At 57.4% G+C, this 26,768-nt stretch carries 27 protein-coding genes; 6 read left to right on the forward strand and 21 right to left on the reverse strand.

Features of this window, described 5'->3' with window-relative positions:
• Positions 1–85: 85 nt before the first annotated feature.
• Together infC and thrS are read right to left on the reverse strand one after the other, a co-directional pair.
• Positions 86–622 (reverse strand): translation initiation factor IF-3, encoded by a 537-nt coding sequence (gene infC, locus DFP90_RS09915; RefSeq protein WP_115936309.1) that lies wholly within the window; start codon positions 620–622, stop codon positions 86–88.
• Between the two features lie 135 nt (positions 623–757).
• Entirely contained in the window at positions 758–2,695 is a 1,938-nt protein-coding gene (thrS, locus tag DFP90_RS09920) for a threonine--tRNA ligase (protein WP_115936310.1), read from the reverse strand.
• A gap of 277 nt (positions 2,696–2,972) precedes the next feature.
• Here thrS and DFP90_RS09925 point away from each other — a divergent pair, with 277 nt between their 5' ends.
• Complete coding sequence (locus DFP90_RS09925) at positions 2,973–3,218, forward strand: hypothetical protein (protein WP_115936311.1); 246 nt, start codon at positions 2,973–2,975, stop codon at positions 3,216–3,218.
• Between the two features lie 3 nt (positions 3,219–3,221).
• Here DFP90_RS09925 and DFP90_RS09930 read toward each other — a convergent pair whose 3' ends face one another.
• Both DFP90_RS09930 and DFP90_RS09935 read right to left on the reverse strand, forming a co-directional pair.
• Entirely contained in the window at positions 3,222–4,190 is a 969-nt protein-coding gene (locus DFP90_RS09930; RefSeq protein WP_115936312.1) for a glycosyltransferase family 9 protein, read from the reverse strand.
• Positions 4,187–5,350 carry a glycosyltransferase family 4 protein gene (locus tag DFP90_RS09935; protein ID WP_115936313.1) on the reverse strand — a complete coding sequence of 388 codons (1,164 nt, stop codon included), beginning with the start codon at positions 5,348–5,350 and terminating at the stop codon, positions 4,187–4,189. The genes DFP90_RS09930 and DFP90_RS09935 overlap by 4 nt, the downstream gene beginning before the upstream one ends.
• An 86-nt stretch (positions 5,351–5,436) precedes the next feature.
• Between DFP90_RS09935 and DFP90_RS09940 the strand changes: the two genes are divergently transcribed.
• Entirely contained in the window at positions 5,437–6,249 is an 813-nt protein-coding gene (locus tag DFP90_RS09940; RefSeq protein ID WP_115936314.1) for an alpha/beta hydrolase, read from the forward strand.
• Here DFP90_RS09940 and DFP90_RS09945 read toward each other — a convergent pair.
• Together DFP90_RS09945 and DFP90_RS23200 are read right to left on the reverse strand one after the other, a co-directional pair.
• Positions 6,202–6,708 (reverse strand): LysE family translocator, encoded by a 507-nt coding sequence (locus tag DFP90_RS09945; protein ID WP_245957037.1) that lies wholly within the window; start codon positions 6,706–6,708, stop codon positions 6,202–6,204. The two genes, DFP90_RS09940 and DFP90_RS09945, sit on opposite strands and share 48 nt — an antisense overlap.
• The gene (locus tag DFP90_RS23200) at positions 6,606–6,845 is read right to left on the reverse strand and encodes a hypothetical protein (protein WP_245957027.1); all 240 of its coding nucleotides are present in this window, start codon (positions 6,843–6,845) and stop codon (positions 6,606–6,608) included. Before DFP90_RS23200 ends, DFP90_RS09945 begins: the two co-directional genes overlap by 103 nt.
• Positions 6,846–6,984: 139 nt before the next feature.
• On the opposite strand from DFP90_RS23200, the gene DFP90_RS09950 reads away from it, so the two are divergent.
• The gene (locus DFP90_RS09950; protein ID WP_181905280.1) at positions 6,985–7,839 is read left to right on the forward strand and encodes a LysR family transcriptional regulator; all 855 of its coding nucleotides are present in this window, start codon (positions 6,985–6,987) and stop codon (positions 7,837–7,839) included.
• 11 nt (positions 7,840–7,850) lie between these two features.
• On the opposite strand, the gene DFP90_RS09955 is transcribed toward DFP90_RS09950, so the two are convergent.
• Complete coding sequence (locus DFP90_RS09955) at positions 7,851–8,723, reverse strand: SDR family oxidoreductase (protein WP_115936317.1); 873 nt, start codon at positions 8,721–8,723, stop codon at positions 7,851–7,853.
• 130 nt (positions 8,724–8,853) lie between these two features.
• On the opposite strand from DFP90_RS09955, the gene DFP90_RS09960 reads away from it, so the two are divergent.
• Positions 8,854–9,603, forward strand: a complete 750-nt coding sequence (locus DFP90_RS09960; protein WP_115936318.1) for a tetratricopeptide repeat protein — start codon at positions 8,854–8,856, stop codon at positions 9,601–9,603.
• A 72-nt stretch (positions 9,604–9,675) separates the two neighbouring features.
• Here the strand turns inward: DFP90_RS09960 and dapB are convergent, their stop codons facing one another.
• From dapB to rsmI, 11 genes are all read right to left on the reverse strand, one after another.
• Complete coding sequence (dapB, locus tag DFP90_RS09965) at positions 9,676–10,479, reverse strand: 4-hydroxy-tetrahydrodipicolinate reductase (protein WP_115936510.1); 804 nt, start codon at positions 10,477–10,479, stop codon at positions 9,676–9,678.
• A 174-nt stretch (positions 10,480–10,653) separates the two neighbouring features.
• Positions 10,654–10,827 carry a hypothetical protein gene (locus DFP90_RS22820; RefSeq protein ID WP_181905281.1) on the reverse strand — a complete coding sequence of 58 codons (174 nt, stop codon included), beginning with the start codon at positions 10,825–10,827 and terminating at the stop codon, positions 10,654–10,656.
• A gap of 165 nt (positions 10,828–10,992) precedes the next feature.
• Positions 10,993–12,126 (reverse strand): molecular chaperone DnaJ, encoded by a 1,134-nt coding sequence (gene dnaJ, locus DFP90_RS09975; protein ID WP_115936320.1) that lies wholly within the window; start codon positions 12,124–12,126, stop codon positions 10,993–10,995.
• 105 nt (positions 12,127–12,231) lie between these two features.
• Positions 12,232–14,148: a molecular chaperone DnaK gene (gene dnaK / locus DFP90_RS09980; protein WP_115936321.1), complete on the reverse strand. Its 1,917-nt coding sequence runs from the start codon at positions 14,146–14,148 to the stop codon at positions 12,232–12,234.
• A 176-nt stretch (positions 14,149–14,324) separates the two neighbouring features.
• The gene (locus DFP90_RS09985; RefSeq protein WP_115936322.1) at positions 14,325–15,866 is read right to left on the reverse strand and encodes a diguanylate cyclase domain-containing protein; all 1,542 of its coding nucleotides are present in this window, start codon (positions 15,864–15,866) and stop codon (positions 14,325–14,327) included.
• A 126-nt stretch (positions 15,867–15,992) separates the two neighbouring features.
• On the reverse strand, positions 15,993–17,525 hold the full coding sequence (locus DFP90_RS09990) for a YifB family Mg chelatase-like AAA ATPase (RefSeq protein ID WP_115936323.1): 1,533 nt from the start codon (positions 17,523–17,525) through the stop codon (positions 15,993–15,995).
• A 220-nt stretch (positions 17,526–17,745) separates the two neighbouring features.
• Positions 17,746–18,261, reverse strand: coding sequence for a fasciclin domain-containing protein (locus DFP90_RS09995; RefSeq protein ID WP_115936324.1), 516 nt, complete (start codon positions 18,259–18,261; stop codon positions 17,746–17,748).
• A 92-nt stretch (positions 18,262–18,353) separates the two neighbouring features.
• Positions 18,354–19,292: a glutathione synthase gene (gene gshB, locus DFP90_RS10000; RefSeq protein ID WP_115936325.1), complete on the reverse strand. Its 939-nt coding sequence runs from the start codon at positions 19,290–19,292 to the stop codon at positions 18,354–18,356.
• Positions 19,293–19,375: 83 nt separating this feature from the next.
• Positions 19,376–20,038: a BON domain-containing protein gene (locus DFP90_RS10005; protein WP_115936326.1), complete on the reverse strand. Its 663-nt coding sequence runs from the start codon at positions 20,036–20,038 to the stop codon at positions 19,376–19,378.
• A gap of 139 nt (positions 20,039–20,177) precedes the next feature.
• Positions 20,178–20,561, reverse strand: coding sequence for a YraN family protein (locus DFP90_RS10010; protein WP_115936327.1), 384 nt, complete (start codon positions 20,559–20,561; stop codon positions 20,178–20,180).
• Between the two features lie 3 nt (positions 20,562–20,564).
• A complete protein-coding gene (gene rsmI / locus DFP90_RS10015) occupies positions 20,565–21,566 on the reverse strand; it encodes a 16S rRNA (cytidine(1402)-2'-O)-methyltransferase (protein ID WP_115936511.1) in 1,002 nt (333 codons plus the stop codon).
• On the opposite strand from rsmI, the gene DFP90_RS10020 reads away from it, so the two are divergent.
• The gene (locus DFP90_RS10020; protein ID WP_181905282.1) at positions 21,542–23,059 is read left to right on the forward strand and encodes a penicillin-binding protein activator; all 1,518 of its coding nucleotides are present in this window, start codon (positions 21,542–21,544) and stop codon (positions 23,057–23,059) included. The two genes, rsmI and DFP90_RS10020, sit on opposite strands and share 25 nt — an antisense overlap.
• 25 nt (positions 23,060–23,084) lie before the next feature.
• On the opposite strand, the gene hemW is transcribed toward DFP90_RS10020, so the two are convergent.
• Genes hemW through rph form a run of 3 tightly spaced genes read right to left on the reverse strand, consistent with a single transcriptional unit; the run spans position 23,085 to position 25,550 of the window.
• Positions 23,085–24,218 carry a radical SAM family heme chaperone HemW gene (gene hemW / locus DFP90_RS10025; protein ID WP_115936329.1) on the reverse strand — a complete coding sequence of 378 codons (1,134 nt, stop codon included), beginning with the start codon at positions 24,216–24,218 and terminating at the stop codon, positions 23,085–23,087.
• A gap of 17 nt (positions 24,219–24,235) precedes the next feature.
• Positions 24,236–24,835 carry an RdgB/HAM1 family non-canonical purine NTP pyrophosphatase gene (rdgB, locus tag DFP90_RS10030; protein ID WP_115936330.1) on the reverse strand — a complete coding sequence of 200 codons (600 nt, stop codon included), beginning with the start codon at positions 24,833–24,835 and terminating at the stop codon, positions 24,236–24,238.
• 4 nt (positions 24,836–24,839) lie between these two features.
• Entirely contained in the window at positions 24,840–25,550 is a 711-nt protein-coding gene (rph, locus tag DFP90_RS10035) for a ribonuclease PH (RefSeq protein WP_115936331.1), read from the reverse strand.
• A 175-nt stretch (positions 25,551–25,725) separates the two neighbouring features.
• Between rph and hrcA the strand changes: the two genes are divergently transcribed.
• Positions 25,726–26,766 carry a heat-inducible transcriptional repressor HrcA gene (gene hrcA, locus DFP90_RS10040; RefSeq protein WP_115936332.1) on the forward strand — a complete coding sequence of 347 codons (1,041 nt, stop codon included), beginning with the start codon at positions 25,726–25,728 and terminating at the stop codon, positions 26,764–26,766.
• The last annotated feature ends 2 nt before the right edge of the window (positions 26,767–26,768 follow it).

Raw genomic sequence — 26,768 nt, forward strand, 5'->3', positions numbered from 1 at the left:
ATGCCTTTTCCGTCTCTTTATCCAGGCAATAAAAAAACGGCCCGGAAAACCGGACCGTTTAATCTGTTGCCGATGGCAAAGGGTTTTAGCGCGGGGCCAAAACCATGGTCATCTGGCGGCCTTCCATGGTCGGCATCTGCTCGCAGCGTGCCTTTTCGTCCATTTCCTGCTTCACGCGCATCAGGACCTCCATGCCGAGCTCCTGATGGGCCATTTCACGGCCGCGGAAGCGCAGGGTCACTTTCACCTTGTCCCCTTCATCGATGAATTTATGCATGTTTTTCATCTTTACCTGATAATCATGCTCATCAATGTTCGGGCGGAACTTAAGCTCCTTAACCTCGATGATTTTCTGCTTCTTCTTCGCTTCGTTCTTTTTCTTCTGGAGCTCGTATTTATATTTACCGAGATCCATGATCTTAGCGACAGGGGGCTTCGCGTTGGGCGACACTTCGACCAGGTCAAGCCCGACACCAAAGGCACGCTCAATGGCGTCCTTCGTCGCGACTACCCCTACATTATCCCCGTTCTCATCAATCAGACGGACGTCGGGACTTTCAATCGTTTCATTGGCGCGCGGACCGGACTTCGCGGGCGCTGACGCATGCTGTGGACGGCGTATACCTTCCTCCTTGGGCCTCTCGGGACCACCTAACCAGTTCTCAAAATGGGACCGGACGGAGATTGGACCTCCATCCGGACCCTACTATACTCATATTCAGACAAATGAGTAGCGGAAAATCAAGCATTTGCCTCGTTAAGAAGGCATTTTTGCCTCTTCCGCCACCTTTTTCAGTGCCTCATCCAGCGAGAGGATCTCCTGGGCCTTGCCGCCAAGGCGGCGAATGGCCACCGTGCGTTCCTCTGCCTCACGTCCGCCCACTACGAAAATCAACGGCACTTTCTTCATGGAATGCTCGCGGACTTTGTAGTTGATCTTCTCGTTCCTGAGATCGGTTTCGACACGAAGACCCGCTTTTTTCAGGAGGTCCGCCACTTCAACCGCATAATCCTGCGCGGCATCGGTGATGGTCGCAACGGTGACCTGGGTCGGGGACATCCACAGTGGAAACTTGCCGGCAAACTGTTCAATCAGGATGCCGAGGAACCGCTCAAACGAGCCCAGGATCGCCCGATGCAGCATCACGGGACGGTGTTTGTCCCCATCTTCGGCCACAAAATGGGCATCCAGCCGTTCGGGCAACACGAAATCCACCTGCAGAGTGCCGCACTGCCAGTCACGGCCGATGGCGTCGCGCAGAACGAATTCAAGCTTCGGACCATAGAAAGCGCCTTCACCCGGGTTCAGAGTATAGGGCAGGCCTGCGGCTTCGGTCGCTTCGATCAACGCCTTTTCCGCCTTGTCCCAGGTCTCGTCCGTGCCCGCCCGCTTTTCCGGACGGTCGGAGAATTTGACCATGATCTCCTCAAAACCGAAATCTTTATAAACGGATTTCAAAAGGTCACAGAAAATCTCGGTTTCGGAGACAATCTGGTCTTCGGTACAGAAGATATGAGCGTCATCCTGAGTGAAGCCGCGCACCCGCATCAGGCCATGAAGTGCCCCATGGGGTTCATAACGGTGGCAGGAACCAAATTCGGCCATACGGTATGGCAGATCGCGATAGCTGGTGATGCCCTGCTTGAAGATTTGCACATGGCAAGGACAGTTCATCGGTTTCAGGGCCAGCATCTTGCGGTCCTGCTCACGCTCGTCAATCTCATCAACCTCGGCGATGAACATGCTCTCGCGGAACTTGTCCCAATGGCCGGAAGCCTCCCAGAGTTTGCGGTCGACCAATTGCGGGGTTTTCACCTCGTGGTAACCGGCGGCATCCAGGCGCTTGCGCATATAGGCCTCAACCGAACGGTAGAGCGCCCAGCCCTTCGGGTGCCAGAAGATCGAGCCCATGGCCTCTTCCTGCATATGGAAAAGATCCATTTCCCGGCCCAGTTTGCGGTGATCGCGCTTTTCCGCTTCCTCCAGCTGGGTCAGATAAGCCTTTAGTTCTTTTTCCGTGCGCCAGCAGGTGCCATAGATGCGCTGCAGCTGCGGATTGCTGGCGTCACCGCGCCAATAGGCACCGGCCAGCTTCATCAGCTTGAAGGCCTTGCCCAGTTTGCCGGTGGAGGGCAGATGCGGCCCGCGGCACAGATCCAACCAGTTGTCACCCTGGCGATAGATGGTCAGATCCTCGCCTTCCGGCAGCTCTCCAACCCATTCTGCCTTGAAGCTTTCGCCCTGTTCCTTGAAATAGGCAACCGCGTCATCGCGGTCCCAGACCTCTCGGACAATGGCGTCATCCCGGTCGACGATTTCTTTCATCTTTTTCTCGATGGCGTCGAAATCATCGGTCGAGAAAGGCTCTTCCCGGTGGAAATCGTAATAGAAACCGTTTTCGGTCGAGGGGCCGAAGGTGATCTGGGTGCCGGGGAACAATTCCTGGACCGCCTGGGCAAGGACATGCGCACAGTCATGGCGCAACAATTCCAGCGCCTCAGGCGCGTCCCTAGTGATGATCGAGACTTCCGTATCGGTAGTGATCGGCCGGGTGAGATCCCATTCTTCGCCGTTCACATTCACCAATACCGCAGCTTTCGCGAGACCCGGACCGATGGATTCAGCCAATTGCTGACCCGTTACCGATCCATCAAACTCGCGCACACTGCCATCCGGAAGCGTAATCGCGACCATCCTGCTTAATCCTCTGTTTGAATTGCTTTCTTACCGCCGACCGGATCGCCCGGCATGCCGCAAGGCCCGGCAAACCCTTTGCCAAGCTCGGCGTTGATAGCCCATGATCCATGGCTTCGCAAGCGATAGGCTTTGATTGCTGCCGGTTTGCAGGCCAATCGTTGCAATCATGTCATGGCAGCAACCTTAGCCGGATCGTTAGTGCTGTCATGGTATGGGAACATGACATGGGGTATAATGGCAGTTCCAGGAGACACTGAACAGAGGAGCGTGAGTGATGATGAGAGCAGATTTACGTGCTTATGCGGCGTTCCGGATGGGCCAGGACCAATCCACCGGCCAGGCCCTTGCAATGAATATGCTGCGCAAAAAAATCAAAATGCGGAAGCTGAAGCAGCAACACAGGCCCCTGTCGGCTTATGCAGCCTATCGGCTGGGCCAGGACAGGACACGTCCTACAGGCAATCACGGCCTGTTTTTCTTCCGCCGTCAGCGCCAGTCACAACCCAGCCTCTACGACTGAGGATCAGGAGGCAGAAGCCTCTTTTTCAAGGAAAGCCGTCAATAGCGACCAGACCCGATCCGGGGGGAGCTGGTCCAGGGTATCTGTGCGTTCGATCACCACGTTGGGGCCGCGCTGGCCGCAAAGCGCCGGGTCGGACGCTTTGGAATAAAGCGCCAGGCTGGGGCAGCCGGCGGCGGCGGCCATATGCATAGGGCCGGTATCATTGCCGAGCGCCAGGGCCGCACGCCGGGCCAGAACGGCGATTTCAAACAGGCTGGTTTTTCCTATCAGGCTTTTTGCCTCCGGACATGTGGCCAAGATCTCTGCCGCTTCGTCTGCTTCGGAGGCGGTGCCCAGGATGACCGGCTGAATGCCGGCGGCAGTTAAACGTTTCGCTATCGTACCGTAATGGTCGCCGGGCCATCTTTTATCCGGCCTATGGGGCGCGCCGCCGGGGATAAGAAGCGCGAATGTGTCGTCCAGTTGTAAATGGCTGATATCGGCATCCATCCACGCAAGATCAGGCGGAGGAACATCGGTTATTTCAGCCATTTCAAGTTGTTCGCGCTGTCTTTCAATCGTGTGCATAAAGTCGCGGCGCGGGTTGGCATGGGGGTGGCTGCATCCTTTTGCAATTCCCGACCATTGGGGCTTGTGCGGCCACATCAAATGGTAATAGAGGCTGGATCGGTCGGAGGTCTGCAGGTCATAAACCATGTCGAACCGCCCGTTGATCAGGAATTTCCGCAAGCGCCAGATACGCTTGATCTCACGCAATTGCGCCTTGCCATCCGGCACGACCCGGTCGAACCAGCCGCTTTTCTCCGCCAATTCCTTGTAGGGTTTGGTGGTGACCAGGGTGATATGGGCATCGGGGTGATGTTTGCGGATTGCCTGAAAAGGACCCAGCGCCTGGACGAAATCGCCCAATGCGCTCAGCTTGATGATCAGGATCCGTTCCTGCGCACTGCTGGCCGATTGCTTGCTCACGCGCGCCCCTTGTCGGCCAATAGCTCATTATAGAGTGCCAAGGTTTTGGCGCACATTTGTTCCTTGCTGAACCGGGTACGGGCATTTTCGATGGCACGTTTGTGAAAATCGGCACGCTCCTGCTCATTCAGGGACAAAGCGTTTTTCAGTGCCCGCGCCAGGTCGTCCGGGTCTCCCGGTTTGAACAGCCAGCCATCAACCCCATCCGTGATCTGTTCGACGGCGGCACCATGGCGGGGTGCCACCACTGGGCGACCCAGAGACTGGCCCTCAACAGCGACCCGGCCAAACCCTTCCGGATCGGTAGAGGCGGAAACCACCACGTCGGCCAGTTTATAGGCGGCCGGCATGTCCCGGCATTCGCCGACCAAATGGACCCGGTCATCCAGCCCAAGGGATTTGGCATAGGCCTCGACATCAGCGCGATAGGCTTCTCGGCCTTGGTCGGAACCGACCAACAGACAGACAACTTTCTGATCAATTTTGGCGAGGGCTTCCAATAGCAGGATCTGCCCTTTCCAGCGCGTCAATCTGCCGGATAGCATGACCACCGGCACCCCATCAGGCAGGCGCCAGTCGCTGGCCAGTTTGATCAGCCGGGCGCTCGGGATCGCCTGAGGATCAAAAAGCTCCATGTTGATGCCACGATGGATCACACGGATCCGGGACCAGGGTGTGCCATATTCCTGCATCATATGATCGGCGATGAATTCCGAAATGGCAATGACGCGATCACCGCGGGTCATTACTGAATTATATAGCTTTTTCAGGCGATTGGTAAAATTGTACGTGGCGTGGAAGGTGGTGATGAAAGGGGTCCCGGTCTGCTGGGTCGCCCAATAGGCACTCCAAGCCGGGGCGCGGCTTCTGGCATGAACGATATCAACATCGAAATCGCCGATGATCTGCTTCAACCGTTCGGCGTTGCTGCGCATCTTGAAAAAATTCTTGCTGTCGGTCGGCAATTGGATATGGATCGCGCCGCACCGGTCCAGCTCACGGGTCATGATGCCGCCGGAAGAAACGACAATGGCCTGGCCGCCGGCATTCATCAGGGCCGTGGCCATATCCACGGTGCCCCGTTCAACCCCGCCGGTTTCCAGTGCCGGTACCACCTGCATGACCACGGGTTTGCGACTATTGTCCGATGGTTCGTTCATCGTTAGGCTGCCCCTTCAGGCTTCATTATTCTTTTTCCCACCATCTCGGGCCGCCTGCGACCCGGCAATAAACAGGTTTCATCACAGTGACTTCTCCGCAACCGGACACAGAACAGACCCCCTCCCGCATCTTATCACGGGATGGCGGGGCATCAATCGCATACCACGCGCGCACGGGCAAGACTGTAGCGGGGGAACAAGCGCGGAAACCAGCGGTTTTCTTCCTAGGCGGGTTCAATTCCAACATGGAAGGCACCAAGGCGCGTTATCTGGACCGGTTTTGCGTGGAACAGGGATTGGGGTATACCCGCTTCGATTATCAAGGGCACGGGCAATCGTCTGGAACATTCGCGGATGGCACGATTGGTCTGTGGCGCGATGACGCGCTTGCTGTGCTGGATCAGGTGGCGGAAGGTCCGCAAATCCTGGTCGGTTCTTCCATGGGGGCCTGGATGGCGCTGTTGCTGGCGAAGGCCCGCCCGGATCGGGTGGCAGGCCTCGCCCTGATTGCCCCGGCACCGGATTTTGCGCAGAAAATCATGTGGCCCAGCCTGCCGGAAGACGCCAAGCTGGCGATCTTGAAAGACGGTTTCTGGAACCGTCCCTCGGAGTTTGAGGATGAGGATTACCCCATCACCGGCCGATTGATCGAGGAGTCCCGGGACCATAACCTGCTGGATGGGGATCCCATTGCATTTGACGGGCCTGTGAGGATTTTGCAGGGCGACCGGGATGAAGTGATCCCGGTCGCCCATGCATTGGCGACGGCAGGGGCTGTTACCTCCCAGGATGTCCAGACCACCATCTTAAAAGGCGGAGACCATCGCCTATCCAAACCCCATGAATTGTCCTTATTGGAAAAGACTATTCTGGAACTGGTTGAGACCCGCCAGGATTAAACTGGCACCAAAAGTGAAAAATATCAGGGCGATAACCCGGTTGATTCGACCCAGGATTGCCGGCTGCCGGATCAGTTTGGTGAATTGGCTTGCGACCAGAGCAAAGCAGCTGAGGGCAAGGAAGGACAAAGCCATGAAAGTACCGGTCATGGTGGCCAGCTGACCGGCAATGGATTTGCCAGGATTCAGGAAAAGCGGGAAAAGCGCGATCAGAAAGGCCAACATTTTCGGATTGGTTAGGCCAACCATCAGGGATTGCAGGAAAAGGTGACGGCCTTTGAGCATTATCCGATTGGACATTGTGCATTCATCCAGCCGGATGATCCCTCCACGCCAGGCTTTGAGGGCCATCCAGATCAGATAACCGCCACCGACCAGGCGCAGCCCCGCCAGGATCTCCGGATGGTGGTTGATGAGCGCGCCAAGCCCGAGTGAAACCGCAAGCCCGACACAGCCAATGGCCGTAACATTGCCTGCTGTTGAATAGAAGGTGCGGCCCAGTCGCTATTGCGGATGGCCAGCGCAATGGCAGGGCCTGGGGTCAACACATTCGCCCCTGCGGCCAGCAAAAATGCCAGCCAGGTTTCCAAGGTCATGGGTCCTCTCCGAAGGTTCGGTGAATATAAGAGGCCTCTGCAGGGGCAGGGCTAGATAACCGTATTTTTTCGATTAATAAAAATAGTTAGTTTCTTTAAATGTATAAAAAATAATGATATAAAGCCGGACATGGATTTTGTGGCGCTTGAAACATTTAAACTGGTGATGGATCTGGGCAGCGTGACCGCGGCCGCAGAGAGGCTGCACACGGTCCAGCCCAATGTGACGGCGCGCCTACGTAAGCTGGAAGCCGAGCTGGGGGTGATCCTGTTCAACCGGGCGCATCGCCGCCTCACCCCAACCGATAAAGCGCAAGAATTATTGGTTCATGCCAATGAAATTCTGCTCAGGGTCGATGTGGCGCGCCAGGCCGTGGCCGGCCAAGGTCTGGGCGATGTGCGCATGGGCTTTGTCAGCACCCAAGCCAGTAAATGGCTGCCGGCCTTTATCCGTGACTATCGCGCGGCCCATCCGGAGGCTGAGATCATTGTGGATACGGCGGCCACAGAAACCCTGGTGCGCGAGGTGCAGGAAAGCCGCATGGATGCCGCCATGGTGGTGGAAGGTCACGCCGGCCAGGGCAGTGGACCGGCCCTGACCGCCACCCGGCTATTTTCTGAGAAATTGGTGATCCTGGCCCCGCCCGGCACGCACAGTCCGGAACAGGCGTTTTCCTATCCCCTGATGGTTTTGCGCCAGGAACAGAAGGGCTATCGCAATTTTGCCCATGACCTGTTTCAGGCCATGGGGCGGGAACCGCCAAAGCTGATGAAGATCAGTACGCTGGAAGGGGTGATTGCTTGTATCCGTGCGGGTCTCGGTTATTCGGTGCTGCCGCGATCGGTGATTGCCGCCCGCCATCTTGAAGGAGCGCTTTCCATTCTGGAGCCGGAAGTGGCGGATATCGGGATCCACCTTGCGCTGGTCCACAGGCCTGAATTGGACCGGGACCCGCGCATGGCGCTCTTGAAACGGATATTCACGGGCTCGTGAAAGCCGGCTGTTTACAATAATGCCTTCAGCCCGCCCCGGTAGTCCGGCCATTTTAGAGTGACGCCCAGCTCTTCTTTAATGCGCTGATTTGAGACCCGTTTATTGTCACCATAGAAACTGCGCGCCATGGGGGACAGATCGGCGGTTTCGAAATCCACCAGCGGTGGTTTTTCAACGCCCAGCAGTTCACAGGCATAGGCGATCACTTCTTCCGGCGGGGCCGGATTGTCATCACAGACATTGTAGGCCGCACCGCCATTGGGATGATGCATGCTGGCATAAAGCACTTGGGTGATATCATCCAAATGGATGCGGCTGAAAACCTGGCCCGGCTTATTGACGCGCCGCGCTTTGCCTTTTCGGACGGTTTCCAGGGCGTTGCGACCGGGCCCGTAGATCCCCGCCAGCCGGAAGGAAGAAACCGCTTTGCCATCTTCCCACCAGAGATCCATCCAGCGGGCTTCGGCCGTCACGCGGCGTTCGCCCCTGGGGCCGGTCGGTTCCAGGGCGGAATTTTCATCAACCCAGCCGCCATTGCGGTCGCCATAGACCCCGGTGGTGCAGAGATAGCCGACCCATTCAAGCCCTTGCAACCGGGCAATATCATTGTAATGCCATTCCAGAACCGGATCAGCGGTTTCCCCATCGGGCGGGACGGAACTCATCAGATGGGTGGTGCCTTTCAGGATTTCAGCGGCGTTCTTCAGGGGTTTGCTGCCGTTGAACTGATAAACCTCAACCCCCTCGGCGCGGCAGTTTTCAGCGGATGTCTCACTGCGGCAAGTGCCGGCCACCGCCCAGCCCTCCGCCATCAGGCGCCGTGCCAGCGCCATGGCGCTATAGCCCAAACCGAAACAGAAAAGCCGCTTGTTGCCGTCGCTCATTTTTACCCTATCCCGCCCCTTGCCGGGGCCTGTTCTTTGGCCCATAACCTTAATGCCCACCGGGTGAGCAGGATGCCACAAACAGAAAATAGGCATCGCCCCCGCCCCTGACAACTGCCGAGTAGTGAAGATGAAATATCTGGTCCCCCTGCTGTTTATGTTGATCACCGGCCCTGCCTTGGCCCAGCAGGATTTCCTGAGCAATCAAGAATATAAACATTGCATGCAGCTGACCCGGATCAATCCCGAGCAAGCCTTTGAAAAGGCGTTGGGTTGGCAGGATATGGGCGGTGGATTGCCGGCCCGCCACTGCGCGGCGGTGGCCTTGATCTCTTTGGAGCAATATGTCCAGGCGGCGGAACGTCTGGAAGTGCTGGCCAAGGACATGCCTGATGATGCACCGGCCGGGATTGTTTCCGATCTATTGGGTCAGGCGGGTATTGCTTGGCACCAGGCGGAGGACCTGGACAAGGCCTTTGCGACATTGAGTGCAGCGCTGAAGCTCTCCCCCAACCATCCGGTATTGTTGACCGACCGCGCCGCGGTCTTGGTGGATGGCGGCAAAATGTGGGAAGCGGTGGATGACCTGAATACCGCGATTGAGACCAATCCCTATGATACCGGTGCTCTTTTGTTCCGGGGATCGGCCTATCGCCAGTTGAAAAGCTATGACCTCGCCCTTCAGGATCTCAACCGGGTGCTGGAGCTGGACAGTGACAATGGCGAGGCCCTGTTCGAACGCGGTGTTGTCTATCGCCTGACACAAAAGCCGGATCTGGCGCGCGCGGACTGGCTGAAACTGATCGAACTGCATGAAGGCCGTCCCATCGCGGATCTGGCCCGGCGCAATCTGGAAAAGCTGGATTTGAAGGCGGAGTGAATATCCGCACTCCCTTGATCGTATAATTCTCTGTCATCCCCGATCATGTCGGGGATGACGAATGGAGGGAGGTCAATCCCCCAGACCCAAAACATCCGCCATGTCATAAACGCCGTTTTTCCGGCCCTTGGTCCAGAAGGCTGCGCGTACCGCGCCGCTGGCATAAATATGGCGTGAGCTGGCTTTGTGGGTCACTTCGATCCGCTCGCCCTCGCCGGCAAAAATCACCGTGTGGTCGCCGATTACATCGCCGCCGCGCAGGGTCGCGTATCCGATCTCGCCTTTCGGCCGCGGACCGGTATGACCATCGCGCACAGCCTGTTTCACATCATCGTGGACAACATTTCGGCCTTCCGCCGCGCTCTGGCCCAGCAACAAGGCGGTGCCGGACGGCGCATCCACCTTGTGGCGATGATGCATCTCAACAATTTCGATATCGTAATCATCGTCCAGAACCTGGGCGATTTTTTTGGTCAGGGCGGATAGCAAGGTCACGCCGACACTCATATTGGCGGCAAAAACCACCGGGATATGGCGCGCGGCCAATTCAATCGCTTGTTTTTGCGCGTCATTCAGGCCGGTCGTACCGCCGACAAAGGCGCAACCCGCCTGGGCGGCAAGGCGCAAATGTTCTTCCGTGGCTTCGGGCCTGGTGAAATCGATCACGACATCGGCAGCGGCAATCACGGGCGCCGGATCATCTTGGATGATGACGCCACAAGCACCCAGCCCGGCAACTTCACCGGCATCCCGGCCGATAAAGTCCGATCCCTTGCGGTCGGTCGCCCCTGATAATACACAGCCTTCCCGGCTCATCACTTCGCGGACCAGCATCTGACCCATCCGGCCACTAGAGCCGACCACGGCAATTTTCAGATTATCGGCATTGGCGGCGCTGTTGTTATTGGCCATGGTGTTTCCCCTGCTGTCGCGAATATGTCACCCGTTGGTGATATCGGCCAAACAGTTAGCATAACGGAACAGATTTTGGAAACAGGCTTGGGAGCAATTCACTTGCGCCGATTGGTCAAAGGCAGGATTGCGGCAAGGTCAGTGAATGATCCGGTCGATCTCCTGCAGGGGGATGGTCTGACCGGTATTGCGTTGCAGATTTTTCTGGGTCAGTGACAGAGCATATTTTGGATCCAGATGCTTTTCGGTCAGCTCCAAAAGGGCTTCCCGATAGGCTTCTTTCACTGCGTTGGCAATTTCCTTTTGCGTCACTTTCTGTTCAACTTTCACAACATATAGGTGTTTAGACCTATGGGGACCACGACAAGTGGTATGCAATCTAACAGAAATTTCTTAAAAAACCGTTTCCGACTCTGAAAAAAGAAAACCCCCTTCCAGCGCAGAGGGTTTACCTAATTATTTGATTTTAATTAATTCTCATTCGGTCAGATCTTCCCAGAATTCTTTCACTTTTGTGAAGAATCCTTCGGTTTCCGGATTATTCTGGCTTTTCTTGCCGGCTGCTTCGTTGAATTCCTTCAAGAGCTCGCGCTGGCGCTTGCTCAGATTGACCGGTGTTTCAACGCGGGCCTCAATATACATATCGCCCCTGGCCTGGCTTCTAAGAACCGTCATGCCCTTGCCCGACAGGCGGAATTGCTGACCTGACTGGGTGCCTTCCGGAATTTTTACCTTGGCTCGGCCGCCATCGATGGTCGGAACCTCAATGGTGGCGCCCAGGGCCGCATCGGCCATGGAAATCGGTACCTGGCAGAATATATTCGCACCTTCGCGCTGGAACAGACGATGGGGTGCGATCGAGAGGAAGATATAGAGATCTCCGCTGGGCGCGCCGCGAAGGCCTGCTTCACCTTCGCCGGACAGGCGGATGCGGGTTCCTTCCTCAACCCCTTGCGGGATATTGACCGCCAGGTTTTTCTCTTCATGTTTGCGGCCCGATCCCTGACAGGTTTTGCAGGGATTGTCGATCATGGTGCCCTGGCCCTGGCAGTTCGGGCAGGTGCGTTCCAGGGTGAAGAAGCCCTGTTGCACACGAACCTTGCCATGACCGTTACAGGTCGAACAGGTCACAGGCCTGGAACCGTCTTCGGCCCCGGATCCGTCACAGGAATCGCAAGAAACCGAGGTCGGCACCTTAATCTCGGCAGAGCGGCCGTGATAGGCGTCTTCCAGACTGATTTCCAGATTATAGCGCAGATCGGCGCCGCGCGACTGCTGGTGGCCGGCGCGACCGCCGCCCATGAAGTCGCCGAACATTTCTTCGAAAATATCGGTGAAACCACCGAAACCCTGGCCGCCGCCAAAGCCGCCGCCACCGCCGCCCTGGGTGAAGGCGTCATGGCCGAACCGGTCATAGGCCGCCCGTTTGTCGGCGTCTTTCAGGACCTCATAGGCCTCGTTGATTTCCTTGAACTTGGCTTCTGCCTCGGCATCGCCCGGATTGCGGTCCGGATGATACTGCATGGCAAGCTTGCGATAGGCCGATTTCAGCGCAGCGGCATCGGCGTCGCGAGAAGCTCCGAGGATTTCATAATAATCACGCTTGCTCATGAGGATGACTCACTTAACCCTTTGGATGAAGAAAGGGACCGGAACGATCGGACAGAGATCTGCGCCGCGTTTCCGGTCCCATGCTCATCGGCTCAACAGAGCCCCTTAGGACTTGTCTTTTTTGCTGTCGTCGACTTCTTCGAAGTCGGCATCGACAACATTGTCATCCTGAGCAGCACCGGCATCATCACCGGCCGCTTCCGCGCCTTCTTCACCCTGCTGGGCCTTATACATGGCCTCACCCAGTTTCATGGAAGATTGGGCCAGCGTCTGGGTTTTTTCCTTGATGGCTTCCGCATCGTCTCCTTCCATGGCTTCCTTCAGGGCCGCCAGGTCGGATTCAATTGCGGATTTCTCGTCAACGGACAAGGAATCGCCATGTTCCTTCAGCGCGCTTTCGGTGCTGTGAACCAGGCCATCAGCGGCATTCTTGGCTTCAACCACATCCTTGCGCTTTTTGTCTTCGTCGGCATGGCTCTCCGCATCCTTGACCATCTGGTCGATTTCGTCGTCCGAGAGACCGCCGGAAGCCTGGATCCGGATCTGCTGTTCCTTGCCGGTGCCTTTGTCTTTTGCAGACACATGGACAATGCCGTTGGCGTCGATATCAAAGGTGACTTCGATCTGCGGCACGCCGCGCGGTGCCGGCGGCACACCGACCAGGTCGAACTGGCCAAGCAGTTTGTTATCTGCGGCCATTTCGCGCTCACCCTGGAAGACCCGGATGGTAACCGCAGACTGATTGTCTTCCGCGGTGGAGAAGGTCTGGCTCTTCTTGGTCGGGATAGTGGTGTTGCGGTCGATCAGGCGGGTGAAGACACCGCCCAGGGTTTCAATACCCAAAGACAGCGGGGTCACGTCCAGAAGCAGGACGTCTTTCACGTCACCCTGCAGAACGCCACCCTGAATAGCCGCGCCAACGGCGACAACCTCATCCGGGTTCACACCGCGATGCGGTTCCTTGCCGAAAAATTCGGTCACGGTCTCGATCACCTTCGGCATGCGGGTCATGCCGCCGACCAGGATCACTTCGTCAATCTCAGACGCTTTCAGACCTGCATCCTTGAGAGCCGCTTCACAAGGTTTGATGGTCCGTTTCACCAGGTCAGCCACCAGCGCTTCCAGTTTGGAGCGGGTCATTTTGACATTGAGATGTTTCGGACCGCTTGCATCCGCGGTGATGAACGGCAGGTTGACATCGGTCTGGGTGGCGGAGGAAAGCTCGATCTTGGCTTTCTCACCGGCTTCTTTCAGACGCTGCAAGGCCATACGGTCGGACCGCAGGTCGATGCCGTTCTCTTTTTTGAATTCGTCGGCCAGATAGTCGATGACGGCCTGGTCGAAATCTTCACCGCCGAGGAAGGTGTCGCCGTTGGTGGATTTCACTTCAAAGACACCGTCGCCGATTTCCAGGACGGAGACGTCGAAGGTACCGCCGCCAAGGTCATAGACCACAACGGTGCCGCTGCCTTTTTTCTCCAGGCCATAGGCCAGTGCGGCCGCGGTCGGCTCGTTGATGATGCGCAGCACTTCCAGACCGGCGATCTTACCGGCATCTTTGGTGGCCTGGCGCTGATGGTCGTCGAAATAGGCCGGTACGGTGATGACGGCTTTTTCCACCTTTTCGCCCAAATAGGCTTCGGCGGTTTCCTTCATCTTCTGCAGGGTCATGGCAGAGATCTGGGAGGGCGCGTATTTTTCGCCGCGGGCCTCAACCCAGGCATCGCCGCCATCGGCTTCGATGATGCTGAAAGCAGCCGTTTTACGGTCCTTAACCACTTCATCATCGGTGAAGCGGCGACCGATCAGGCGCTTGATCGCATACAGGGTGTTGTCAGGGTTGGTGACGGCCTGGCGTTTTGCCGCATGGCCGACCAGACGCTCGCCATCTTCGGTGAAGGCGACCATGGACGGGGTGGTGCGGGTACCCTCTGCGTTTTCAATCACGCGTGCGTCGCTGCCGTCCATAACAGCCACACAGGAGTTGGTGGTTCCCAAGTCGATACCGATTACTTTGCTCATTTGACCTCGTTCCTTAAGCAAGCCCCGCTTTGGCCCGAATGATCAGCACCGGCAGCAGAGCCCCTCTATGGGTAAATGGTGAAAATTATTATGCTGGGTATATAGGAAGGCTTGGCCTGCCATGCAAGCATCCTTTGGCAGAAATTACCGGTGGATTTTGGTGTTGGCGGATGGATTCATGCCCGATAGAGCCGCCAAGACGCCTTGCCTTCATGTTTGACGCCATACATGGCCTCATCGGCCATGCGGACGAGATCGGTGGGTTCGCGCGCCTGATCGGGGAAAAGGGAACAGCCCAGCGAAGCTGTTATCCTGACCTCCTGGCCACGGATGAGGAAGGGATCTGTAAGGGCGGCCAGGATTTTGTCACACACGGTTTCCAGCCGGCCACCTTCTTCATCATCCAATTCCACGATCATGACAAATTCATCCCCGCCCAGGCGGGCGACCGTATCGGATTTGCGGGTGATGCCGCGCAGGCGTTTGGCGGCGGCAATCAGCAATTCATCCCCGAATTGATGGCCATGGGTATCGTTCACCGGTTTGAACCCGTCCAAGTCAATAAAGATGACCGCCGCCTGTTTGCCCAGCCGCTCTGCCCGGTCAAGGGTATGGTCCAAACGGTCATCAAACAAACGGCGATTGGGCAGGCCGGTTAGATAATCATGTACCGCCAGGCTCAAAATCCGGTCCTGCATCCGGTTGACCTCATGGGCAATCAGGCCGATCTCGTCTGTCCGGTTTTCCGCCAAGGGATCGCAATCTATGCTGCGGCCCATGGAAACAATCTGTTGTGACAGCTGGATCAAAGGTTTGGCAATCTGCCGGTCAAGCGCCAGATACATGGCCAGGAAAATCAGAATGGATGCGACCAGCACGGTTGTCGCGTTCCAAATCAGCGCGGTCATGGCGGTATCGGTAATCTCACGCGAGGTTTCCACATGAAAACGATAAACCCGGTCGCTGTTAACCAACGGGATGTCGAACCAGATGACCCGGGCATCCGGCTGGATCTGGTCACCGCCAAGAGGATGTGTGAGGGTGCGGTCTGCCGGGTCCGGCACCAGCGTTTCAGTCCGGTAGTGGAGTTTGAGCCTTTCCGCTATTTTGTCCAGAAACCCGATATCAAGCGGCCTGATGAAGATGATCGCCCCGACGGGTGGAGCAATGCGCGTACTGTCCGTGATCGGGAGCGCTGACAGCATGGTGACAGTGTCGCCAATGAGGACAAAACCCGCCAGCCCCTCATCTGCCAACGGCATGCGGGATTGAATCAAATGCAGGATTTCTTCCGGAAAGCGCGTGAACCGGTGCCGCAGCAGGTCAAAATTCTGTGCCCAGACCGGTTGTTTTTGCGCCCCGATAAATGCAATGCCGGACAGGGAGTTGTCGATAAGGGTCGTGGCGGTCAGATTGGATCGCATATAGTCAAGATTGGTGTCCTTGACAAACTGGTAAGTATCATCCCAGTTGGCCCAGTCCGCGACAAAGACATGCAGGTTTTCCAATTCCCGATAGATGCTGCTATGCATCCGGAAGGCATTTTGTTCCGCGCTGGTCTGTTCAATCTGTTGGAAATTGGGCCAGAAGAAATAATAGGCGCTGCCGACACTGATCAGGAAGGTTGCGGCCAGCAGGGAAACCAACAGGGCCACCGTGCGCATCTTAATCGATGTGCTTGGCTTGAAGTCAGGTTTTTCCGTTTGCTGATAATCCATGACTGGCCCAGTTCACTAACCGCCCGTTCTCATAACTGGAGATGGTACCCGGATTTCGTTAAGGGCTTGTTAGCATGGGTGGGTTAAATCCATGAAAGAATTAAATTTCTGGGATGTTGCTGTCCCTCAATCAGTTTGCAGTCGGCGGAAGCTCAAGGCTTCAGCGATATGGGGACGGCTGACAATCTCGTCATCGGCCAGGTCGGCAAGCGTGCGCGCGACCTTGAGAACCCGATGATAGCCGCGGGCGGACAGCCGTAGTTTCTCGGTCGCCTGCAGCAGGAGCGCACGGCCTTCCTCATCGGCAGCGGCGATATGGGCCAGAAGATTGCCATCGGCCTGGGCATTGCAAAAAATACCTTTGGTGGAGCCGGGCACTTTCATTTCACATGCCTCCAGCCGTTCCCGCTGGCGCAAACGGGCCTTGGTAACCCGCGCGGCCACGGTCCGGCTGGTTTCTCCCGATGGGGCCCGATCCAGCTCCATCGGCGGCACCGCTTTGACATCCACAAAAAGATCAATGCGGTCCAACAGCGGCCCGGAAAGCCTTGATTGATAATCCCGGGCGCATTTTGGGGCGCGTGAACATCGGATTGCGGGGTCATCCAGATGCCCGCAGCGGCAGGGATTCATGGCCGCGACCAATTGCACCCGGGCGGGATAGGTGACATGGGCATTGACCCTGGCGACGACGGCCCGGCCGGTTTCCAGCGGCTGGCGCAGGGAATCCAGCACCTGGCGGGAAAACTCGGGCAATTCATCCAGGAACAAAACCCCGTTATGGGCGAGGCTGACCTCCCCAGGGCGCGCTTTTTGGCCCCCACCGATCAGGGCGGGCATGGAGGCAGAATGATGCGGATCCCGAAACGGCCGCACCATGGAGAGCCTGCCCTCTTCAATCTGGCCGGCGATGGATTGGATCATCGAGGTTTCCAGCGCCTCTCGCGCGGACATGGACGGCAGGATCCCGGCCAGTCGTGCCGCCAGCATGGATTTGCCCGATCCCGGCGGGCCGGACATCAGCAGGTTATGGCCGCCGGCCGCCGCGATTTCCAGCGCGCGTTTGGCACTTTCCTGTCCTTTGACATCGGCCAGGTCCAAAAGATGCTCCGGTCTTTCCGGTTTGGTCTGTTCGGGGGGCGAGAGGATCTGGCTGCCCTTAAAATGATTGATCAGGGAAAGCAGACTGGGCGCGGCCAAAATCTCGTTGTTGCCAGCCCAGGTCGCCTCGCTGCCATTGGTCGCCGGGCAGACCAGCCCCTTATCCGCGCCATTGGCCGCCATGGCCGCCAGCAAAACCCCGGATACCGGCGCAATCATACCGTCCAGGCCCAATTCACCGAGCACGATATGATGGGTTAGCTCTTCCGCCGGCAGTATATCCATGGAGACCAGCAGGCCGAGCGCAATCGGCAGGTCATAATGGCTGCCTTCTTTCTGGACATCGGCTGGGGACAGATTGACCGTAATGCGTTTCGGTGGCAGCGCTAGGCCAAGCGCACTCAGGGCGGATCGGACCCGCTCGCGCGCTTCGGAAACGGCCTTGTCGGCGAGCCCGACAATTGAAAAGGCGGGCAGGCCGCTGGACATCTGAACCTGGACATCGATCTCGCGGCTGTCCACGCCTTCAAACGCAACCGTTGTGACATGTGCGACCATATCGGTTGAATTCCCCCCGCAACCCTGCCTGCATTTATCCTGATCTGTGACAACTATGACAGGAACAAAAAGAGAATCAAGAGATTTGAAAAATGGAAACCCGCCGGCTTGGGGGGGCGGGTTTCCTGGTTGCTGCATGGTGCGGGGGCATGCAGCAACCCCGGCCGGCGGGATGGGTGCAACCCTTTTGCCGGCAGGGGCCCGGTTTTTTTGGGGGGGATCAGCCGTCGGGCAGGATCACCTTGTCGATCACATGAAGCACGCCGTTGGTGGCCATGATGTCGGCGGCCAAAACCTTGGCTTCATCCACATAGACACCATTCATGCCGTTAACCTTGATCTTGGAGCCCTGCACAGAGACAACAGAGGTCTGTTGGGCATTGACATCGGCCGCGATGATTTTGCCGGGCACCACATGATAGGTCAGGATTGCCACCAGCTTATCCTTGTTTTCCGGCTTTAGAAGGTCCTCCACGGTGCCGGCCGGCAGCGCGGCAAAGGCAGCATCAGTGGGGGCAAAGACAGTGAAGGGACCGTCGCCTTTCAAGGTTTCGACCAGACCGGCCGCTTTGACCGCGGCCACCAATGTGCCGAAATCACCGGCATGGACGGCCGTATCGACAATATCCTTGGACTTGCCGTGACCGTCGGCCTTCACCGGGGACAGGGCCAGGAAAAAAACGCTGAAAAGGGTCAGCAGGAAGGGAACAGTGCTACGGGGAAAAAGCTTGCTCATGGGAGCCTCCTGTTGGGTTTGTATGACACTGCTACGTGGGTATAGCGGGTTTGGTTCAACAAACGACCAACAGGATGGATTGGAAAACGCGGTTAGAGCTGCTTTTCAATATCGTCCCATAAAATAGCTTCCAGGCAGGTGTCATCATAGCGGTTGATTTCCTGCAGGCCGGTCGGGGATGTGACATTGATTTCGGTCAGGCAATCGCCGATCACATCGATGCCGACAAAGATCAGCCCCTGTTCGCGCAGGGTCGGGCCGATGATCTCGCAAATCTCATGTTCGCGGGCCGTGAGGTCTGATTTTTCCGCCTTGCCGCCCACATGCATGTTGGATCGTGCCTCGCCTGCCTGCGGCACCCGGTTGATGGCGCCGATCGGTTTGCCGTCGGACAGGATAATGCGTTTGTCGCCCTGGCGTACTTCCGGCATGAAACGCTGCACCATGACCGGTTCCCGGGAGGCGGCGGCGAACATTTCCATCAGCGAGGACAGGTTTTCGTCACCGGGCTTTAGATGGAAGACACCGGCCCCGCCATTGCCATGCAGGGGCTTAACGATGATGTCTTCATGTTCCAGGCGGAAGGCTTTGATATCGTCAATATTTCGGGTGATCAGGGTTTCCGGCATCAAGTCGCGGAATTTGGTCACCAGCAGTTTTTCAGGCGCGTTCCTGACTGAAACCGGGTCATTCACCACCAGGGTTTTGGGGTGCACATGTTCCAGGAGATGGGTGATGGTGATGTAGGACATGTCAAACGGCGGGTCCTGGCGCATCAAAATCACATCGATATCCGCCAGATCGACAAGTCTGCTCTCACCCAGAGTATAGTGATTGCCTGTTTCCCGGCGCAGCTGCAGAGGCCGGATATGGGCCATCACCCGGCCATGGTTATAGCTGATGTCATAGGGGTGGTAGTAGAAAAGTTCATATCCCCGTTTCAGGGCTTCCAACCCCAGGACAAAACTGCTGTCTCCATTGATATCAATGGTTTCCACGGGGTCCATCTGAAGGGCGACTTTGAGTGTCATGAGCGGGCTACCTTGGGGTTATCGGGACCGGGCCGGTCAGTCCGGGATTGCCTGGACTTAATATCGTTTTATCGGTCTTCAAGCTATTGCGCGGCGTTATTCGCCTTTTCTTGTTCGGCGAGCCGCGTCAGGCGTTCTGGCGCATCCACCATCTGCATATGGTCGATGATCCGCCGCACATAGGCAAGGGTGCGCGCATGAGCGATGACCCGGTCCACTTCGGCGCGGTTCTGGGCGATGCCAAAAAGATAGACCGTGCCGTTGGTGACCGCGATTTCGTAGTTCACGGCCTGGACATAGCGGTCAAGGGTTATGGCTGCCACCAGCTTGGTCTTGACGATGGCATCCCGGCCGGCATGGAAAATATCCCCGTCCGGGGTAACCTGGATTTCATTGATGACAATGGAAACGCCGTCTTCCTGCCAAGCCAGGCGGGCGGCATCGATGCGCATATTCTGATCGGCGACCGCCCCGGTCAGCAGGACCCGCCCTTCAACAACATCGACATTCACGTTGGCGAAAAGGGAGGTGGAATTATCTACATAGCGCTTATTGATCCTAACCGCGATTTCCCGGTCGCTGATGCTGTCGGAGAAAGAACGTTCCTCCATGGCGATTGATCCGGCGGTTGCACCGGCGCCAATGGCCGCCCCGATCGGTGTGCAGCCGGAAACAAACAAAAGAAGCGGCAGCAGGGCAGCCAGGGAAATCAGATAAGAAACCGGAAAGAAGAAACGGGTACGCATAACGCCTGAACGGACTCCCTAGGCCAAGGATACGGATCAATCCTTTGTACTTACCCAGTGTCGTGTTTCCATGCAAAATGAAAAAGCGCTGATCTGCGGCTTAGAAGGTCATCTAACGGGAAATTGAGGGATTCCGGTTTCATTTTAACCCACCGGGACGCCAGGCATCGCGGATATGGCGGGGCCAGGAACCGGGGGAGATGAAAACGGCATCGAAACGCAGATCCGGCGGCTTGTTGCTGAAAGACTTTTGTTGATGCCCTGCCAGCCACCATTCCAGGGCTTTTGCGATCCGCTGCCATTGACGCGGCGGGATTGCTTCCATCGCGTCGGCTATATGGGGCCTGGTTTTCACCTCCACCGCGACCAGAACGGTTCCGCGCTTGGCTAGAAGGTCTATTTCACCAACAGGTGTTTTCACCCGGCTGCCCAAAATGCGATATCCCTTCAGGCGCAGCCACCAGACCGCGCGGCGTTCGGCTTTCAAGCCTTTTTGATAGTTTCTGGCTCGCTCTGCCGGCACCGATCAACCATCCTTTTCGCGCGCGATTTCCAAGGCCCGGCTGTAAACCTGCTTTTTCTTCAAGCCGGTCATTTCGGCAACCTGCTGTGAAGCATCCCGGACCGAGAGGCTTTCCAAAGCCTGGTGCAGCAATTGGTCGAGATCGGCCTCACTTGATTGTGTCTCGGAGGCATCGGGCGGCCCGACCAAAATCACGATTTCACCCTTGGGCGTGTTTTCCGCCTCGTAGCTGGCGGCCAGGACATCCAATCGGTCGCGGCGAAATTCTTCATAAAGTTTGGTCAGTTCGCGTGCGACAACCGCCTGACGACCGGGCCAGAGGGTGGCCATCTGTTTCAGGCTGTCTTTCAATCTTTTGGGCGATTCAAAGAAGATCAATGTCGCTGGAATATGGCTGAATTCCTTGAGGAAAGCCTGTCTGGCCTGCTGTTTGGACGGGGGAAAACCCGCAAACAAGAAGCGGTCGCTGGGCAACCCAGCCCCGGTCAACGCGGCAATAGGGGCTGATGCGCCGGGAATGGGGTAAACCTTGTGGCCTTCGGCGGCGGCTTCGCGGACAAGCTTGAAACCGGGATCGGACACCAGCGGCGTTCCCGCATCCGTGACCAGTGCGACAATGCCGCCGCGCGCCAGCTGTTCCATGATCCTGGGCCGGATCGCCTCGGCATTATGTTCGTGATAGACCAGCAGGGGCTGGTCAATGCCATAGGCGTTCAAGAGGCGTTTGGTGATGCGGCTGTCCTCACATGCGATAACATCCGCACGGGTCAGCACATCAAGCGCCCGGATGGTGATATCGCGCAGATTGCCGATCGGGGTTGCTACGGGATAGAGGCCCGGTGGCACGGCCTGTGGCTTTCCGGCAACGGTGTAGCCACCAAATTCCGGCCTTGGTTTACTTGCGCCATCTTCCGCCTTAAAGTCGCCAGACTTGGGCGGTAATGTCTCTTCAGTGCCAGTATGGGCAGGAGCAGGTAACGGTGATTTCTTTTTCTTATCATTCATTTATTGATGCAGCCTCTGACAGGATGGCGGTGGTTTCCAGGCGGCTTGCCGTCACCGGCCTGTGCCTGGCGATGACAGCCTGTGTGATCCCGGAACTGCAATCGCCGAAGGTCAACCTACCGCCTGATGAGGATCAAGGCCAGCTTGACGCGTCCGCCCCTCCATTCTCCCCGGCGGCCGATGGCAAGCAGGCCAAGGGCACCACGGTTGATTCCGGTGCGCCGGTGCAAGGCGAAAGCCTGGAAGACCCTGATGGTTCGGATGGCCGAACGGCCACCTATGATTCCCTGGATGGCACGGGTACGCGCACGTTTCAGCTGACTCCGCCGGAAGACATTGATCTGCCGACCATCAAGGTTGCCCTGCTGCTGCCGCTGGGATCCAACGATTCCGGCCTGCGCCAGGATGCAGCGGCATTGCGGGATGCGGCTGAAATGGCTTTGTTTGACTGGCGGGATGAACGGGTCAGCCTGATGCCGCTGGACACGAAAGGCACATTTGACGGTGCGGAATCGGCGTCTGTCAGGGCGGTGGAACAAGGGGCGGATATTATTCTGGGGCCGCTGTTGCGCACATCAGTTGGCGCTGTGTCCCCCATCGCTCAGCGCGCGGATATTCCGGTTTTGAGTTTTTCCAATGACCCGTCGGTTGGAGGGAATGACGTTTATTCGCTCGGGCTGTCGCCTTTTTACGAAGTTGACCGACTGATGGCCTATGCGGTTTCCAAAGGCCTGACCCGGATCGCCCTCCTGGCCCCCGATGATATCTATGGCAATCTGATCGTTCAGGCGGCTCAGCAGTCCTTGTCCCGGTATGGCGGCGAAATCACCCACCTTTCCTTCTATAATCCCGCGGCCACGGATTTCAGTGAACAGGTCCGCTATATCTCCAACTATGATTCCAGGCGCGCGGCCTTGAAATCACGCGTCCGGGAATTGGAACAGCGCCAGGATGAGGTTTCCAAGGCGGCGCTCCGGCAGCTGAGCCGGAAAGAGACCTTGGGCAACGTGGCTTTCGAGGCGATCCTGATCCCGACCCTGGATGAGCTGACCCTGCGCACTTTGGCCGCGCAACTGGCGCAATATGAGGTGGATCAGCCGGCTGTCCGGTTCTTAGGCCTCTCTGTTTGGGATGAATTCCGCAACCTTTCCAGTGAACCGCCGTTGCAGGGGGCCTGGTATATTGCCCCGCCCGACAGCGGCTGGCGCCAATTCGCCACCCGTTTCCGGGATAATTACGGACGCCTGCCGCCCAGCATTGCCGCCCTGTCCTATGAGGCCATGGCGCTGACCATCCTGCTGGCCGGCAAGGAAGAGGTGGTGCGCTATCAGGGCAAGCTGACCAACCCGAAAGGTTTCCAGGGCGTGCGCGGTATTTTCCGACTGAACCGCAATGGTGAAAGCGAACGCGGCCTTGCCATCAAGCAGATCACCCGCAAAGGCATCGAGATCATGGAGCCAGCCCCGGGCAAGTTTGAGAATTATCTGAATTGAGCCTGTTGGACGGAAGGGGATTATCTCACCCAACCAGATAGCCGAGAACCGCATTCAGGCGATGGCGGCCCTCTTCTGTGACCTGTAGTTTTTCGGGTGTGAGGGTAAGAAGCTCTTCTGCGGCAAGAGCTTCGATACGACCGCTGTTTCTAAGCATGTTCCATTGCGGCACGGGCAGCCGATCCAGCGGCACCCCCTCTTTCAGGCGCAGGCCCATCAGCAGGGCTTCCTGGAATTGCTGTTCTTCGTCGATGGTTTCAAGCTCGCTCAGGGCTTCGCCCTTTTCTTCCACCAAACCCAGCCATTTTTCCGGCAGGCGCGCGCGGATTTCGGCCCGTTTCATGCCGTCCACCGTCAGGCGGCCATGGGCGCCGGGGCCGATCCCGGCATAATCCTGGTAACGCCAATAAACCAGGTTGTGGCGGGATTCTCCGCCAGGTATCGCATGGTTGGAAACCTCATAGGCCGGCATGCCCCTCGCTTCCAAATGGCTTTGCGTTTCTTCGTAAAGCGCGGCGGACAGATCTTCATCCGGCATCTCAAACTCACCCAGCCGGTGGCGGGTATGAAAGGCGGTCCCGGGTTCGATGGTCAGCTGATAGAGGGATAGATGATCGCCGCAAAGCTTGAGTGCCTGGTCCAGCTCATCCCGCCATTGGGCGACCGACTGTCCGGGCCGCGTGTAGATCAGATCAAAGCTGTAGCGGTCAAAAGTATCCCGGGCCAGCTCAATGGCCCCTTTCGCCTCATGGGCGGAATGCTCGCGCCCCAGGAATGTGAGCACCTGATCATCCAGCGACTGAATCCCCATGGAAAGACGGTTGACCCCGCCCCGTGCAAAGCCGCGAAACTTTTCCGCCTCGACCGAAGTCGGGTTGGCTTCCAGGGTGATCTCGATATCCTCTGCTGGTTGCCAGAGCCGCTTGGCGGTTTCAATCACGGCAGCCACCGTTTCCGGTTCCATCAGGGAAGGCGTGCCACCACCAAAGAAAATGCTGTTGAGCATGCGCGGGCCGGTACGACTGGCGGTTTCTTCCATCTCGCGCAACAGCGCTGCGCGCCAGCGGCCGTGATCCACTTGCGCGCGCACATGGCTGTTAAAGTCGCAATAGGGGCATTTCGACTTGCAGAAGGGCCAATGGACATAAAGACCGAACATGATGCCGGATTATAGGCTCAGAAACAGCGTTCTACGAGCTGTTTGAATGCGTCAGCCCGATGGCTCATCTCATGTTTTTTTGCCGGCTCCATTTCGGCAAAGCTGATCTCATGGCCTTTGGGCTGGAAGATCGGGTCGTAGCCAAAGCCCTTTTCCCCGCGCTGCGGCCAGGTGATGTCGCCCTCGACCGTACCTTCAAACACTTCAACATGGCCATCGGGCCAGGCCAATGCCAGCGCACAGACGAATTTGGCCGACCGGTCCGGATTGTCACCAAGCTCACTATGAACCCGTTCCATGGCCATGTTGAAATCACGCGGGTTTCCAGCCCATCTTGCGGAATAGATGCCCGGTGCCCCGCCCAACGCGGTAACGCTAAGCCCGGAATCATCGGCCAGGGCCGGCAGGTCGGTTGCCTCGGCGGAAACCTTCGCCTTCAAAATGGCATTGTCGATAAAGGTCAGGCCGGTTTCTTCCGGCTCTTCAACCCCCATGTCGCCGGCGGACATCACCTCGACCCCGAACGGGGCCAACAATTCGCCAATCTCGCGGATCTTGCCGGCATTATGGCTGGCGATGATCAGCTTTTTGCCGTCGAATGTGCGATGGTCAGCCATGATTTCAGGCTCCTAGGGCCTGGCGCTGGATGCGCACCAACTCGGAAACACCTTTCATGGCCAGGCCCATCAGTTCCATGAACTGATCCTGGCTGAACGGCTCCTCTTCCGCGGTGCCCTGGATCTCGACAATGCCGTTGCGCCCGGTCAGCACGAAATTGCTGTCGGCCTGAGCGTTGGAATCCTCGTCATAATCCAGATCCAGCACCGCATTGCCTTCATAAAGGCCACAGGAAATGGCCGCCACATAGTCGGTCAGCGGGATGGTGTCGATCACGCCCAGCTTCTGCATATGCTGGAAGGCCAGGTGGAGTGCAACAAAGCCGCCGGTGATGGCGGCGGTCCGGGTGCCACCGTCGGCCTGGATGACGTCGCAATCAACGCGGATCTGGCGTTCGCCGAACCCTTCCATATTGGTCACTGCGCGCAAACTCCTGCCGATCAGACGCTGGATTTCCAAGGTGCGGCCGGAACCGGCGTTTTTCTTGCGGTCCATGCGGCTGTGGGTAGAGCGTGGCAGCATGCCATATTCCGCCGTGACCCACCCCTTGCCGGAATTGCGCAGGAAGGGCGGCACGTTATCTTCGACCGTTGCGGTGCATAGAACATGGGTGTTGCCAAACTTGATCAGGCAGCTGCCTTCCGCATAGCGGCTGACCTCAGTTTCGATGGAAACGGCACGCAATTCGTCGACTTTGCGGTTGCTGGGGCGCATGGGGGAATTCTCCGGGGCAGGTTGAGCTTGTTTTTCTTCGCGGAACCTAGCGGCCCCATGCGGAAAGGTCCAGTATCATTCGGTGCCGCGCCGATCCCGGCGGGTCCGGCAATTGACGAGGGCCCAATCGCCTCCTAAATAATGAGGGCTCTGACTGTTTGGAAATGGATGACGCATGCTGACCGAACTGAATGACCGTTCCCGCGAGATCCTGCGCCTGGTGGTGGAGGCTTTTGTGGATACCGGTGCCCCGGTGGGGTCGCGCACGCTTTCACGCCAATTGTCGGAAGGCGTCAGCCCCGCCACCATCCGCAATGTTTTGGCCGACCTGGAAGAGTTGGGCCTGCTATACGCGCCCCATGTCTCGGCGGGCCGTCTGCCGACCGATGCGGGCCTGCGGCTGTTTGTCGACGGATTGCTGGAGGTGGGCAATCTCAGCCAGGATGAGCAGGAAATGATCCGGGCGCAATGCACAGGCAACGGCCGCTCCATCGACAAGGTGCTGGAAGAGGCTTCCACCATGATGTCAGGTTTAAGTCGCTGTGCCGGTCTGGTGATGGCGCCGAAGACGGAATCCAAGCTCAAACATATCGAATTTGTCAGCCTGGGCCCGGGCCGTGCCCTGGTGGTGATGGTGACCGAGGAAGGCTTGGTGGAAAACCGGGTGGTTGATCTGCCGCCGGGTGTTTCACCTTCAATCCTGGTGGAGGCGGGAAATTTCCTGGCGGCCAAACTGGTCGGGCGCAGCCTGGGGGATGCCCGTGACGAGATTTCCAAGGAAATCGAAGCCAATCGTCAGGCCATCGATGCTCTTTCCGCCAAGGTGGTCGAAGCCGGGCTTGCCACCTGGTCGGATTCCTCCGGAAATGGGGTTTTGATTGTGCGCGGTCAGGCGAATTTGTTGAATGATGTTTCCGGCAAGGCAGATCTTGAAAATATCCGTGCCCTTTTTAATGCCCTGGAAACAAAAGAAAACCTGATGCGCCTTCTGGATTTGACCCAGGGCGCGGATGGGGTGCAGATTTTTGTCGGGGCGGAAAATGACCTGTTTTCCCTGACCGGCTGTTCCCTGATTATATCGCCCTACAAGAACAGCAAACAGCAGATTGTCGGTGCAATCGGGGTTGTCGGACCGACCCGAATGAATTATGCCCGGATCATCCCGATGGTGGACTACACCGCCGAATTGGTGGGCAAGTTGTTACGCCAGGAATAAGG

Source organism: Aestuariispira insulae, from assembly GCF_003385955.1.
GTDB classification, from domain to species: Bacteria; Pseudomonadota; Alphaproteobacteria; order UBA8366; family Aestuariispiraceae; genus Aestuariispira; species Aestuariispira insulae.

Bases quoted from the DNA above. Each gene is read 5' to 3' on its own strand.
- DFP90_RS09995 (WP_115936324.1), bottom strand. From the start codon at position 18,261: ATGAGCAAGCTTTTTCCCCGTAGCACTGTTCCCTTCCTGCTGACCCTT.
- hemW (WP_115936329.1), bottom strand. From the start codon at position 24,218: ATGTTCGGTCTTTATGTCCATTGGCCCTTCTGCAAGTCGAAATGCCCC.
- DFP90_RS09985 (WP_115936322.1), bottom strand. From the start codon at position 15,866: ATGGATTATCAGCAAACGGAAAAACCTGACTTCAAGCCAAGCACATCG.
- DFP90_RS09960 (WP_115936318.1), top strand. From the start codon at position 8,854: ATGAAATATCTGGTCCCCCTGCTGTTTATGTTGATCACCGGCCCTGCC.
- rph (WP_115936331.1), bottom strand. From the start codon at position 25,550: ATGCGCCCCAGCAACCGCAAAGTCGACGAATTGCGTGCCGTTTCCATC.
- rdgB (WP_115936330.1), bottom strand. From the start codon at position 24,835: ATGGCTGACCATCGCACATTCGACGGCAAAAAGCTGATCATCGCCAGC.
- dnaJ (WP_115936320.1), bottom strand. From the start codon at position 12,126: ATGAGCAAGCGTGATTATTATGAAATCCTCGGAGCTTCTCGCGACGCC.
- DFP90_RS09925 (WP_115936311.1), top strand. From the start codon at position 2,973: ATGATGAGAGCAGATTTACGTGCTTATGCGGCGTTCCGGATGGGCCAG.
- rsmI (WP_115936511.1), bottom strand. From the start codon at position 21,566: ATGAATGATAAGAAAAAGAAATCACCGTTACCTGCTCCTGCCCATACT.
- DFP90_RS09990 (WP_115936323.1), bottom strand. From the start codon at position 17,525: ATGGTCGCACATGTCACAACGGTTGCGTTTGAAGGCGTGGACAGCCGC.
- DFP90_RS09935 (WP_115936313.1), bottom strand. From the start codon at position 5,350: ATGAACGAACCATCGGACAATAGTCGCAAACCCGTGGTCATGCAGGTG.
- DFP90_RS10005 (WP_115936326.1), bottom strand. From the start codon at position 20,038: ATGCGTACCCGTTTCTTCTTTCCGGTTTCTTATCTGATTTCCCTGGCT.
- gshB (WP_115936325.1), bottom strand. From the start codon at position 19,292: ATGACACTCAAAGTCGCCCTTCAGATGGACCCCGTGGAAACCATTGAT.
- DFP90_RS09955 (WP_115936317.1), bottom strand. From the start codon at position 8,723: ATGAGCGACGGCAACAAGCGGCTTTTCTGTTTCGGTTTGGGCTATAGC.
- thrS (WP_115936310.1), bottom strand. From the start codon at position 2,695: ATGGTCGCGATTACGCTTCCGGATGGCAGTGTGCGCGAGTTTGATGGA.
- dnaK (WP_115936321.1), bottom strand. From the start codon at position 14,148: ATGAGCAAAGTAATCGGTATCGACTTGGGAACCACCAACTCCTGTGTG.
- DFP90_RS23200 (WP_245957027.1), bottom strand. From the start codon at position 6,845: ATGACCTTGGAAACCTGGCTGGCATTTTTGCTGGCCGCAGGGGCGAAT.
- hrcA (WP_115936332.1), top strand. From the start codon at position 25,726: ATGCTGACCGAACTGAATGACCGTTCCCGCGAGATCCTGCGCCTGGTG.